This window comes from Corallococcus macrosporus DSM 14697, assembly GCF_002305895.1.
Lineage (GTDB): Bacteria > Myxococcota > Myxococcia > Myxococcales > Myxococcaceae > Myxococcus > Myxococcus macrosporus.
Window position 1 is genome coordinate 2,101,538 of the sequence record NZ_CP022203.1, and the last position, 12,579, is coordinate 2,114,116.

Sequence of the window (12,579 nt, forward strand, 5' to 3'; positions counted from 1 at the left end):
GAGAGACATCACCATGCGGATTGCCATCATCGGGACGGGGTACGTGGGGCTCGTGGCGGGGACCTGCTTCGCGGAGTCGGGGCACGACGTCACCTGCGTGGACCTGGACGCGCGCAAGGTGGAGGCGCTGCGGCGCGGGGAGCTTCCCCTCTACGAGCCGGGCCTGGAGGAGCTGGTGCGGCGCAACGTCGCCGCGCGCCGCCTGCGCTTCACCGGGCACCTGCCGGAGGCGGTGTCTCCCGCCCAGGTGGTGTTCATCGCGGTGGGCACGCCGCAGTCGGAGCGGGGGAGCGCGGACCTTCAATACGTGCTCGCCGCCGCGGAGCAGATTGGCCGGGCCCTGCGCCACTACACCGTCATCGTGAACAAGAGCACCGTGCCCGTCGGGACGTCGGACCAGGTGCGGGCCGTGGTGGCGCGGAACACCGACGTGGTGTTCGACGTCGTGTCCAACCCGGAGTTCCTCAAGGAGGGCGCCGCGCTGGACGACTTCCTCAAGCCGGACCGGGTCGTCATCGGCGCGACGTCCGAGCGCGCCCGCAAGCTGATGGCCGACCTGTACGCCCCCTTCGTGCGGACGGAGAACCCCATCCTCTTCATGGACCCGCACTCGGCGGAGCTCACCAAGTACGCCGCCAACGCCATGCTGGCCACGCGCATCTCGTTCATGAACGACATGGCCCTGCTGTGCGAGCGCGTGGGCGCCAACGTGGACCTGGTGCGCAAGGGCATGGGCGCGGACCGCCGCATCGGCTACGCGTTCCTCTACCCGGGCATCGGCTACGGAGGGAGCTGCTTCCCCAAGGACGTGCGGGCGCTGATGTCCACCGCGCGCGACGCGGGGCTGGAGCTGGACCTGCTGAGGGCCGTGGAGTCCACGAACACGCGCCAGAAGCGCTGCCTGCTCGGCAAGGCCTTGAAGCACTACGGCAGCCTCGCCGACCACACCTTCGCGGTGTGGGGCCTGGCCTTCAAGCCGAAGACGGACGACATGCGCGAGGCCCCGTCCGTGGAGCTCATCGAGGGGCTGCTGGGCAAGGGCGCGCGCGTGCAGTGCCACGACCCGGTGGCCGGCGCCGTGGCCCGGCAGTACTTCGGGGACCGGGTGGCGTACGCGCCCACCTGCTACGAAGCCGCCGAGGGCGCGGATGGCGTCTTCCTCGTCACCGAGTGGAACGAGTTCCGCCGCCCCGACCTCAAGCGCCTCCGGGCGTTGATGCGCAGGCCCATCATCTTCGATGGCCGCAACGTGCTCGACCCGCGGCTCGCCCGGAGCGAGGGCTTCACCTACATCGGCGTCGGACGGGACTGACGCGCGGAGTGGGATGGTTCAGCGGCGGCCAGGGTGCTATCCCGCGCCTTGCACCGATGCGCGCCGACTCCCAGACGGTCCCTGCTCCTCCCGACGCCTTCCAGAAGCGACTGGACGGGCTGCTCATCGCGGCGCTCGTCGTCTGGGGGTTGACCCAGCTCGCGCCGCACCTGGCCCACCCGGCCATCTACATCTGGGACGAGTCGATGCATCAGGCCGCCACGCGCGGCACGCACGACACCTTCTTCACGCCGCACCTCTACAAGGACCCGCTCTATCCCACCGACCCGCGCCATTGGTGGGCCGCGCACGTGTGGATGCACAAGCCCACGGGGCCCTTCTGGTTCGGGGCGCTGATGATGCACGTGGTGGGCGTGACGCCGCTGGCGTTGCGGCTGGCCTCGCTGCTGGGCCACCTGGCCGCGGCGGTGTCCATCTACCTCATCGCGCGCAGGCCCGCCGGGCGGCCGTGGGCCGTGCTGGGCGCGGCGGGCTTCCTGGCCATGCCCTTCGGCTGGCAGCTCGTCCAGGGGCGCTTCTTCGGCGACGTGACGGATTGCACCCTGACGGGCTGCAACGCCGTGGCCGTGGCGCTCCTGTTCCATGCCACGCGTCAGGGCTCCTGGCGGTGGGGCGTGGCGGCGGGGGCGGCGGTGGGGCTGGGCTTCCTCTGCAAGACGGGGCTCGCGCTGACGCCCCTGGGCATCGCCGGGACGCTGTGGGCGCTGGGCCGGCTGCGCTTCTGCCCGGGGCCGAGCTTCGGCACGGTGGTGGCCATGGTGGGCGCGGCCGTGCTCCTGGCGGCGCCGTGGAGCCTCTACTCCGCGTGGCGCTGGCCCGAGCTGCACGAGCTGGAGGCGCGGGTGACGCGCGCGCACCTCTTCCACGACCCGACGGTGGACGTGGGGCCCTGGCACCGGCCGGTGGACGCCCTCTTCAACGAGGTCAACACCCAGAGCCTCGCGCCGCTGCCGCCGGTGGTGCCCGTGCTCGCCTTCGGGTGGCTGCTGGTGCGCGCCTTGCGCCGGCGGGAGCTGGAGGTGGTGGGGCTGGCGTTGTGGGTGGGCGCCACCTGGTTCGTGTTGACGCTGGGGGTGGTGAAGGTGCCCGCCATCGCGTGGGGGGCGGTGCCCGCCGTCCTGGCCGCGCTGGCCATCTCGGGCGCGGACGCCAGACGCCATCCCGCGCTGGCGGCGGCCTTGCTGGCCGGACTCTTCACGCCGTGGTTCATCCAGCACCTGCCCGCGCTGGGCCGGGTGCGGGCCGCGCTGCCCCCGGTGCTGGCGCAGACCCGGGAGCGCCCCGGGCTGGCGGAAGGGCTGGTGGTGGTGGCCGTCGCGGCGCTGCTCGTCGGGCTGGTGTGCCGGCTCCTGCCGCGGAAGCTGTCCTGGGCGCCCCTGGGCGTGGGGCTGCTGGCCTCGGCCGTGCTCGCGTGGCACCTGGCCGTCACCCTGCCGGTGGCGAGGGCGCGCTATCTGTCCGACCACCTCGACGACTTGTACGTCACGTATTCGCGTGAAGTCGGCCGCGCGCTCGACCAGCAGACGCCCGCGCGCAGTGTGCTGTTCCTCGCCCAGGACTTCGACGTGCCGCACGCCATGGAGTACCTGAGCCTCATGTTCTGGAGCAACCGCATGGCGTACCGGCGGCCGCCAGACGTGCCAACCGCCCGGAGGCACCGCTACCACCCCTACCTCGTGTCGCCGCTCGCGGAGCGCTACGCCCCCGTTCCCGGCGTTCCTCCGGACGCCGCGCTGCGCGCCTATGACCTGCTGGCACCCCGGCCCGCTCCCGCCGCCCTGCCGGACGGCGTGACGCCGCTGTCCTTCCGCGAGAAGAACATGGAGGTGCTGGGCGTCGCGGTGGGCCACGCCGGCGGAGGTCGTGACCGGTATGCCTTCTTCGTCCGGGCCCATGGCGCGCCCCACTCGCTGCGCGTCGTCTTCCAGGGGCGGGGGGGCCGTCTGGAGCGCAGCCTGGACCCCGGGGCCGCGCGGCGGAGGGACGCGGCGCTGCGCAACGCGAGCTGGTTCATCGTGCCCGTGCTGGGGCCTCCCGGCGCCGACGTGACGCACCTGGAGCTGGGCAGCGACGGCCAGCAGGTGACGCTCTCCCTCCCTGGCGCCTGAGGCGCTGGCTTCACACCGCACCCAGGGGCCAACGCCTATCGGGTGCAGGGAACTTCACTGCCGCGGCATCTCCCGGGACATGGGAAGCGTTCGCCCAGGTCAGCGGGGAGGGCGCGCGGTCTCGGTGGGGCATTTACCCTCCTTCCGGCGCCGCGCCATTGCTTCGGGTCTTCCGGCGCGGTCCCCACTGTGGGCTGGGATTTTCCATCCAACGGGAGGAAGGGCGTAACACCTACCTCCATTGGGGAATCCGTGTGTCAGGGGCCTGTCGTACCGCGGCTTCCCAGAGGTGGCACAAACGGTGAAATCCGCCGCGTCCGAGCCCCGATGGCTCCTGAACGAGGTCGAAACGATGCGGATGAAGCTGAAGCAGCAGTGGATGGGCGCGGCATGTGCGGTGGTGGTGGGCGGGAGCGGCGTCGCGAATGCCCATGACCTGATTTGCGAAAAAAGGGTGAATGGCGAGTCGGTGGTGGTGGCGGACGAGTACCCCTTCACCGCGAACTACAGCTTCGAGGTGATCAACGTCCATCCGACGTTGCCGTCCATCCTGCTGACGGCGACCGATGACGTCTTGTCGAGCGAGGGCTTCACCTTCTCGCCGCCGCCGCCGGTGGCCATCCCCGTCAATGGCTCGCTGACGGATGACTTCGCGCTGCAGATTGGCAGCTACGAAGAGTGTGTGGCCATCGCCGCGGAGGACGGCCTGGCGGACACGCACATCGACAACACGTTCCGGGTGACGTTCGACCTGGGCTCCGCCATGTGCTCGGCGCGCCTGACGTGCGAGCGCGAGGAGCCGCCTCCGGTGGAGTGCACCAGCGCCACCCGGACGCTGGGCTTCTTCAGCACCCGCATCCTGACCGTCACGCAGTGCCTGGCGCTGGGCCCCATCGACCTGGGCGCCATTGGGACCATCTCCACGCTGCCCGCCGCGGAGGGCATCCTCTGGGGCAGCCCGGCCATGTACCCGCAGGGCGGCATGCGCAGCCAGTTGGACCGGCTCCGCTTCCTGCTCGCGCGCCAGACGCTGGTGGGCATCTGCAACCAGCGCCTGTTCGGCTCCACGCCCACGCCGCCGTCGCTGCTCACGGACGCGGTCGCCGCGCTGGACACCACGGACTGCACCCTCATCTCGTCGCTCATCGACCCGGTGGACAACTTCAACAACCAGTGCGACTCGTTCCCGCTGCCCGAGGGCTTCATCCCCGGCCCCGCCACGCCCCAGACGGCGCAGGCCATCGCCGTCGACCCGACCTCCAACTCCGGCCAGAGCTGCTCGCCCTGAACCGCCCCTGACCCATTTCCAGATACCCGTTTGATTTCAAGGAAAGACACGCCATGAAGAAGATCATGTTGTCGACGTGCGTCTGCGCGGCCCTCGCCCTGACGGCCTGCGGTGGAGACAGTGACCGGCTCGACTCGGTCCAGGACGAGCAGCCGCCCGCGCCGTCGGGTCCGGTGCAGACGGAGGACGGGCAGCGCTTCGAGCTGCGGCTCCGCGGCTCGTCGATGGAGGGCTACGACAAGCTGGAGCTCCCCATCGGCGCCGTGCGCGTCACCGTGGACGGCAAGCCGCTCAAGGTGGAGCTGGCGAAGGACCGTGTGGATGTGGCCGCTGCTGACCACGCGCCCCTGGTGGCCTACTTCTACGTGCCGGAAGGCGTGGAGCGCGTCCGTGTGTCGCTCCAACTGGACGGGCTCGGCGGCTACTCCAAGGCGGGTGCCCCCGGCTACATCGACGCCGCGGTGGCCCCGATGACCTTCGAGGCGCCCGTGCACGAGCTGGCCCTGCGCGGCCGCGCGGTGGTGCAGCTCGACGTGGCCCGCTCCCTCGTGGACCTGGGGAGCCACCACCTGCTGCTCCCCAACGGCGTGGTCAACTACTAGTCCTGACACCCACCCGGCCACCCCACTCGCCCATCCGCGCTTGACTGACCGCGTCTCATGCCACATATGAAGTGGCATGAGACGCGACAGTCGGCTCTCCGTCGCCTTGCATGTCCTCCTCCACATGGAGGACATGGGGCCGGTGGTGACGTCGGAGGCGATGGGGCGGCTGATGAAGGCCAATCCCGTGGTGGTCCGGCGCACCATGGCCGGCCTCCGGGAGGCGGGCATCCTGACCTCGGTGAAGGGGCATGGTGGAGGTTGGTCACTGGCACGCCCGCTGGATGAGGTGACGCTGGGGGACGTGTATGAAGCGCTGGGGACACCCGCGCTCTTCAGCATCGGCCCCCGGGATGAGAGCCCGGGCTGTCTCGTGGAGCAGGCCGTCAATACGGCGCTGGAAGCGGCGCTGGATGAGGCGGCCGCGCTGCTCCTGCGGAAACTTCGCAACACGACCGTGGCGGAGCTTGGCCGCGGTGTTCGTCGCCGTCACGCCCGTGCGGCGAAGCAGCGCGCGAGGCCTCGTGCCTGACGCTGTCGCGCACCCCCACCCTCACCCCGGAGCGTCCCATGGCAGGCATCACGCATCGAACCGTCAAGGCGAATGGCATCAACCTGCACGTCGCGGAGGCGGGCACGGGGCCGCTCGTGCTGCTCGTGCATGGCTGGCCGGAGTCCTGGTACTCGTGGCGCCACCAGCTTCCGGCGCTGGCGGCGGCCGGCTTCCACGCCGTGGCCCCGGACGTCCGGGGCTATGGCGGCAGCGACAAGCCGGAGGCCATCGAGGCGTACAGCATGAAGAACCTGGTGGCGGACGCGGTCGGTCTGCTCGACGCGCTGGGGGAGCGGACCGCCATCGTCGTGGGGCATGACTGGGGCTCCGCGGTGGCCTGGACCTGCGCCGCCCTGCATCCGGACCGCTTCCGCGCGGTGGTGGGCATGAGTGTCCCCCACCTGGGCCGCGCGCCCATGCCGCCGATGCAGCTCTTCCAGCGCATGTTCGGCGAGAAGTGGTTCTACATCCTCTACTTCCAGGAGCCCGGCGTGGCGGAGGCGGAGCTCGAGGCGGACGTTGCGAAGTCGGTCCGGACGATCCTCGCGGGCACTCCGGGCTTCGATGTGACGAATCCCACGGTGCTGGCGAAGAAGAAGGGGGATGGCTTCCTCGAGGGGCTCGACGTGCCGGAGACGTTGCCCGGCTGGCTCACCGAGGCGGACGTCGCGTACTTCGCCAAGGAGCTGGCTGGCAGTGGCTTCCGGGGCGGGCTCAATCGCTACCGGAACATGGACCGGGACTGGCACGAGCTGCCCGAGCTGGCGACGGCCACCATCCAGCAGCCGGCGCTCTACCTCGTCGGAGAGAAGGACCCGGTGCGTGCCTTCTCGCCCGTCGACCCCATGAAGGCCCTGGTGCCCAACCTCGCCGACATCCAGGTCATTCCAGGCGCGGGGCATTGGGTCCAGCAGGAGCGCGCCGAGGAGGTCAACGCCGCGCTGGTGGCCTTCCTGAGGACGCTGCCCGCCTGAGCCGCGCGTCCCTCGCGGGTGTGCTGCCCCGAATGGCGCTCAACTGTGCCGCAATCCCTTTCATCCCGTGGCGGTGCGCAGGGGATGAAGTATAGGTGAGCGCCGACTCAACGGAGGTCGCGCTCATGGTGATTCCAGGGAAGTGCCACTGCGGGAACCTGTCCTTCACGCTCGTCTGGGAGCCGAGTCCAGACGAGATTCCCGCGCGGGCCTGTGGCTGCTCGTTCTGCACCCGGCACGGAGGCGTCTGGACCTCTCACCCTGGCGGGACGCTCCGCCTCACGGTCCAGGAGCCGTCACAGGTCTCCCGGTATGTCTTTGGCACGCGGACCGCGGAGTTCCACACGTGTTGCCGGTGTGGCGTCGTTCCCGTGGTGACGAGCCTCATCGATGGCCGGCTCTACGCGGTCGTCAACGTCAACGCGTTCGAGGGCATCGACCCGGCGCGGATTCGCCGCGCCACTGGCAGCTTCGACAACGAGGATACGGAGACGCGGCTCGCGCGCCGCAAGCGCAACTGGATTTCCAACGTGGAGCTTCTGCAGGCGCCGCGTCCCTGAGCGCAGCGGGCCCGGCGGCCGGGGTAGGGTGCCGCCCATGCGCGGGGTGACGGAGGGCGGTGCCCTTCGCTCTCCTGGCGGTGGGGGCCCGCCCGCGTCGTCAGCCGTTCCCCAGGGCTTGGCGTGCCCGTTGATAGACGTCGAGGTCCCTGTCGCTGAACAGGACGACAGTCACCCGCTGGAGGGTGGGCATGCGCTCGAGCGCGGACAGAATCTCACGCAAGGCGACCCGTGAGGCTCGCTCGATGGGGTAGCCGTAGGCGCCGGTGGAGATGGACGGGAACGCGATGGTGCCCAGGCCGTGCTGTTCCATCAGCGAGAAGGCCCGCCAATAGCAGCGCGCGAGCAGCGTCTCTTCGCCACTTCCTCCGCCTTGCCAGACGGGCCCCACGGCATGGATGACATGTCTGGCGGGCAGCCCATGGCCGCCGGTGATGCGGGCTTCGCCTGGCGGGCAGCGGCCCAGGGTCCGGCACTCGGCCAGGAGTCCAGGTCCCGCCGCGCGGTGGATGGCGCCGTCCACGCCTCCGCCGCCACAGAGCGCTGAGTTGGCCGCATTCACAATCGCATCCGCTTGGACCTGGGTGATGTCTCCCCGCATCAGGACCAGTCGCTCGTCGCTCATTGTTCGCGCTCCCCGCCTTTGAAGCCTCTGTCCTCCGCCCATGGCCGACCCCCCTCAAAGACACGCTCCTGGGGCAGCTCGACATCGCGTGGGCGCTGACCCACTATCACCTGGACGGCTTGACGACGGAAGACCGCCTGCGGCCCGCGCCCGGGCCCGCGCACGAAGGCTACGACCTGGGCCCGGCGAGTGTGGCCTGGCTTACGTGGCATCTCGGGTTCGCTGGAGCTGATGAAGAACGCGGCGGAGATTGGCTACGCGCGCTTCGTCCTGGCCGTCACGCCGCCGCCCACGGCTGCAGGCCCCGCCGGCACCTGACGCGCGGACTCGGGCCTACGGCGACCGTTCGTCCACGACTTCGACGTTGCGGAAGTCCTCGCAGGGCTGCTTGAGGCCCAGCACGTACTTCATCGACTTCCACTCCATCTTCACCTTCGCCCAGAGCTTGCGCGGCAGGCTCGGGGCCACGGGCTCGGGGGCCGCGATGGCGAACACGTTCAAGTCGATGTAGTGCGTCGCCGTGCGCCCCATGCCCTCGAAGTCGTGCTCCAGGCCCAGGGTGTGCTGGCGGAGCTCGGGCTCCAGCCGTTGATGCACGGTGTCGGTCATCAGGACGTACTCCGTGACGGGGACGTCGTTCTTCAGCATCCGGTGCACCAGGATGACGTCCACGCCCGCCAGCTCGGTGAGGTGCTTCACGCGCTGGAAGGCGACTTCGCCGGCGTGGGCCACGAACTTGAGCGTCAGGGCGCTGACCTGCATGCAGCCATCGCACTTGCACATCCGGTCCACGACGAACTGCTCCCTGCGCGCGAGGAAGGCGCGGCGGATGTCCGCCACCTGCCGGGCGAAGGTGGGGAAGTCGTCGCCCACGGCGTAGAAGAACGCCGCGTCCCCTTCCAGCTTCGCGAGCTTGAGCGGCCCCGAGGCATCAATGACGGCCTCGAGCAACTGCGCCACCGTCTCCTGCGCGTGCGCGAGGCTGAAGCGGTGGTGGCTCATGAAGCGGGTGTACCCGCCGATATCCGCGATGAGCAGCAGTGCCTTCTCTATCGCCATGCGGCGGCCACCCTAACACGACCTCAGGAGGCTGGCGCGACCCGTCGTCAGCCGCGCACCGGCGGGACGGGGCCCTTCACCGCCGGCTTCGCGCCTTCACGGAAGGGGCCACGAAGCCACACGCACAATGCGTCAGGCTCCGGTGCATGAATCACCGGTGGGCCGCCGCTCCCACCTTCCTACCCGTCTCCGCCGCGGACTCCCTGCTGAAGCCGGTGCATCCGGAGCGGCTCGCGCGGACGCTGACATTGGGGTGGGGCCTCCCGGTAGACTCCAGGGAGGGGTGGGTGTCGTGTTCCTGTCCATCCCATCCAGCAGGTCGTGTTTCTGGTGGGGACGTGTTGCAAGGGATTGATGCTCGATTCTATTCCACGCTCCCGCAACACAACCCAAGGGAGCTGGCCGATGAGTGTCATCAAAACGCCCGAGGTATCCACGAGGGAAGGCAAGGTGCAGGGCCTGGTGGAAGGGGCCATTTCTGTCTTCAGGGGTATCCCCTATGCAAAGCCTCCCACGGGCGCGCTCCGCTGGCGGGCGCCCGAGCGGGTCAATCCCTGGCCGGGGGTGCGCGAGGCGTACGAATTCGGCTACTCCGCGCTGCAGTCGCGTCAGGCTTGCATTGAAGGCGGCGGCGGAGACCCCGGCGAGATGCGCGAGGACTGCCTCTACCTCAACGTATGGACGCCCAGGGTGGACGCGGGCGCGAAGCTGCCGGTGGTGTTCTGGATTCACGGCGGGGCCTTCGTCATCGGCTCGGGCCGCGTGCCGCCCTATGACGGGTTTCACCTGGCGGCGCGCGACGTGGTGCTCGTGACCTTCAACTACCGGCTGGGGCACCTGGGCTTCTTCGTGCACCCGGCGCTGGAGAAGGAGCACCCGGGCGGGCCCGCGAACTTCGGCCTGCTGGACCAGATGCTGGCGTTGGAGTGGGTGCGCGACAACATCGCGCAGTTCGGCGGCGACCCCTCCAACGTCACCGTGATGGGGCAGTCGGCGGGCGCCAAGAGCGTCCTGTCGCTCTTCACCTCACCGCTCGTCCGGGAGAAGAACCTCTTCCGCCAGGGCGTGGCCATGAGCGCGTACGTGCTCCAGGAGAAGTCCCTGTCCGACGCGAAGCTCGCCGGCATGGCGTTCGCCTGGCGCAACGGGCTCGACCGGCTCCTGGCCACCGCGGAAGAGCTGCGCGCGCTGAGCCCTGAGAAGTTCTGGATGCTCCCCACGGACACCGTGAACGCGCCCAGCCCCATCTACGGCGACTCCGTCCTCCCGGAGCCCATCCGGGAGAGCTTCGAGCGCGGCTCGCAGCTCCCACTGCCGCTCATCCTCGGGAGCACGAGTGACGACTCCAGCGTGGTGTCCTCGTTCGGAATCGACCCGGGCACCATCCTCGAACGCCTGGGGGCCTTCGCCCCGGCCATCCGCCAGCTCTACCCCGACGTGGATGACGACCGGGAGATTGGCCGGCGGATGTGCCGGGACTTCGTCTTCACCGTCCTGCCTCGCATGCTGGCCTCGCGCCACGCCGCGAGCGGCGCCGCCGCCTGGCGCTACTACTTCGACTACAACGCCAGGCTGCTCGTGCCCCGGCAGCGCCTGGGCGTGCCCCATGGCGGCGAGGTGCCCTACTTCCTGGAGACGGCCGCGGACGTGCCGCCTTCGGGAGAGTTCTTCACGGACGAGGACCGCACGTTCCTTCATCAGCTCGTCGCCTCGCTGGTCCAGTTCGCGCGGACGGGCACACCCGGGCCCGTGGCTCAGGTGACGTGGGAGGGACACACCGAGACTCAAGACAGGCTGCTGAGATTGGAGGTCTCACCTCGAATGGAAGCGGACTTCGAGCGCACCATCCTGCAGGCCGCTGAGAGCCTCATTCCCATCCTGGACAGCTTCGCCAGGCCGCCACCGCCGAAGCTGCCGCGCGCCGCGTCACCGTCCACGTCCGCGAGTGGCAACGCGAGGCCGGAGCTTCGGCCGTAACGAGGGGTGAGGCAGACCCGGTGGTGTGTCGTTCCGCACCGCCGGGTCGCGAGGTGACGTGTTGCCCTCCGCTCGCGTCTCCAATGACAAGTCATCGACGCTGGGCCCCATCCTGAGTGTGGCGGGAGTGTAATCAAACAGTCGCGTCGCACGGATTGTTGGAGCACCGAACACCGACGCCGTTTGTCAGGGGAGGGGCTGGCAGCGCCGAAAGGGCGCGTGTTACGGTTTTTGAGTCGTGAACCGGCAATTCAAATTTTGCCGTTTCACGTCTCCCCCCAATACCGAGGTCTCCATGATGTCAGTGAAGTTCATGCGGCGGTGGTCGACGGTTGGCGCGATGTCGTTGCTGGTCGGTTGCGGTCCTGAGCTGGTTGACGAGCAGGCGGAGGCCGTGACGCCGGCGACCATCGAGCAGGACATCGTCGGTGGCACCACCACGACCATCAACGCGAATCCGTGGCAGGTGTCCCTGCGGCGCGGCGGCCACTGGTGCGGTGGCTCCATCCTCAACAAGGATTGGATCCTGACCGCGGCGCACTGCGTGGATGGCTATACCGTCAGCAGCATCGTGGCGGGCTCCACCTCGAGCACGAGCACCAGCTCCGGCCAGACGCGCAACGTGGCGCAGGTCATCATTCACGAGGACTACGGCTCCGCCGGCAACGACGTGGCCCTGCTTCGCCTGGCCACGTCGCTGAGCCTCAATGGCACCACCGTCGCGGCCATTCCCCGCGTCTCGGCGGCGGATGCCGCGAGCGGCGCCACCAACCCGGGCGTGGTCGCGCGCGTGACGGGCTGGGGTGCGACCTCCTCCGGTGGTTCGGGGTCCTCCACCCTGCGCACGGTGGACGTCAACGTGATTTCGAACACGGAGGCGCAGCAGAGCTACCCCAATGAGTACATTGGCCCGGACCAGATTGGCGCCAAGGCCCCGGGCAAGGACTCGTGCCAGGGCGACAGCGGTGGTCCGCTCACCGTCATGCACAACGGCGTCCGCAAGCTCGCGGGCGTGGTGAGCTGGGGCTACGGCTGCGCTGACTCGCGCTACCCGGGCATGTACGCCCGCGTGTCGCACTTCGAGGCCTGGGTCGACGCGAAGCTCAGCGGGACGAACCCTCCGCCGACCGGCACCACGCTGCTCTCCCAGACGAACCTGTCGGGCTCGTCCAGCACGTGGCGGCACTTCTCCATCTCCGTCCCCGCTGGCACCACGTCCCTCAAGGTGGTGCAGGCGGGCGGGTCGGGTGACGCGGACCTCTATGTGCGCCGTGGCTCGCAGCCCACCACCAGCGCCTACGACTGCCGGCCCTACTCGGCGGGCAACAACGAGAACTGCAACTTCACCAACCCCGCGTCTGGCACCTGGTACGTGTCCGTGCGCGGCTACAGCAGCTACTCCGGCGTGTCCGTGACGGCCACGATTCCGTAGCCACGCGCCGGCTCGCCGTCCAGGAAGCCCCCTGTCGCCCGCGGGTGACAGGGGGCTTCGCGTTTCAA

General features: G+C 69.6%; 12 protein-coding genes. 10 read left to right on the forward strand and 2 right to left on the reverse strand.

Annotated features, from left to right (window positions below; translation table 11 throughout):
• Positions 1-13: 13 nt before the first annotated feature.
• The 7 genes from MYMAC_RS08845 (at position 14) to MYMAC_RS08875 (ending at position 7,418) form a co-directional block, all read left to right on the forward strand.
• Positions 14-1,312 carry a UDP-glucose dehydrogenase family protein gene (locus tag MYMAC_RS08845; protein WP_095957752.1) on the forward strand — a complete coding sequence of 433 codons (1,299 nt, stop codon included), beginning with the start codon at positions 14-16 and terminating at the stop codon, positions 1,310-1,312.
• A gap of 56 nt (positions 1,313-1,368) precedes the next feature.
• Positions 1,369-3,441, forward strand: coding sequence for a glycosyltransferase family 39 protein (locus MYMAC_RS08850; protein ID WP_095957753.1), 2,073 nt, complete (start codon positions 1,369-1,371; stop codon positions 3,439-3,441).
• A gap of 352 nt (positions 3,442-3,793) precedes the next feature.
• Entirely contained in the window at positions 3,794-4,729 is a 936-nt protein-coding gene (locus tag MYMAC_RS08855; RefSeq protein WP_095957754.1) for a hypothetical protein, read from the forward strand.
• A 53-nt stretch (positions 4,730-4,782) separates the two neighbouring features.
• Positions 4,783-5,331 (forward strand): hypothetical protein, encoded by a 549-nt coding sequence (locus tag MYMAC_RS08860; protein ID WP_095957755.1) that lies wholly within the window; start codon positions 4,783-4,785, stop codon positions 5,329-5,331.
• Between the two features lie 76 nt (positions 5,332-5,407).
• A complete protein-coding gene (locus tag MYMAC_RS08865; RefSeq protein WP_095957756.1) occupies positions 5,408-5,863 on the forward strand; it encodes an Rrf2 family transcriptional regulator in 456 nt (151 codons plus the stop codon).
• Between the two features lie 38 nt (positions 5,864-5,901).
• Complete coding sequence (locus MYMAC_RS08870) at positions 5,902-6,858, forward strand: alpha/beta fold hydrolase (protein WP_095957757.1); 957 nt, start codon at positions 5,902-5,904, stop codon at positions 6,856-6,858.
• A 95-nt stretch (positions 6,859-6,953) separates the two neighbouring features.
• Complete coding sequence (locus tag MYMAC_RS08875) at positions 6,954-7,418, forward strand: GFA family protein (protein ID WP_095957758.1); 465 nt, start codon at positions 6,954-6,956, stop codon at positions 7,416-7,418.
• Between the two features lie 100 nt (positions 7,419-7,518).
• Here the strand turns inward: MYMAC_RS08875 and MYMAC_RS08880 are convergent, their stop codons facing one another.
• A complete protein-coding gene (locus MYMAC_RS08880; RefSeq protein ID WP_095957759.1) occupies positions 7,519-8,043 on the reverse strand; it encodes an O-acetyl-ADP-ribose deacetylase in 525 nt (174 codons plus the stop codon).
• 189 nt (positions 8,044-8,232) lie between these two features.
• Here MYMAC_RS08880 and MYMAC_RS38310 point away from each other — a divergent pair, with 189 nt between their 5' ends.
• Positions 8,233-8,361 carry a hypothetical protein gene (locus tag MYMAC_RS38310; protein WP_275663250.1) on the forward strand — a complete coding sequence of 43 codons (129 nt, stop codon included), beginning with the start codon at positions 8,233-8,235 and terminating at the stop codon, positions 8,359-8,361.
• Positions 8,362-8,376: 15 nt separating this feature from the next.
• Here the strand turns inward: MYMAC_RS38310 and MYMAC_RS08890 are convergent, their stop codons facing one another.
• On the reverse strand, positions 8,377-9,102 hold the full coding sequence (locus MYMAC_RS08890) for a DUF2652 domain-containing protein (RefSeq protein ID WP_013935196.1): 726 nt from the start codon (positions 9,100-9,102) through the stop codon (positions 8,377-8,379).
• A 405-nt stretch (positions 9,103-9,507) separates the two neighbouring features.
• Between MYMAC_RS08890 and MYMAC_RS08895 the strand changes: the two genes are divergently transcribed.
• Positions 9,508-11,079, forward strand: a complete 1,572-nt coding sequence (locus MYMAC_RS08895; protein WP_095957760.1) for a carboxylesterase/lipase family protein — start codon at positions 9,508-9,510, stop codon at positions 11,077-11,079.
• A gap of 295 nt (positions 11,080-11,374) precedes the next feature.
• Complete coding sequence (locus MYMAC_RS08900) at positions 11,375-12,511, forward strand: trypsin-like serine protease (protein ID WP_095957761.1); 1,137 nt, start codon at positions 11,375-11,377, stop codon at positions 12,509-12,511.
• Positions 12,512-12,579: the final 68 nt, after the last annotated feature.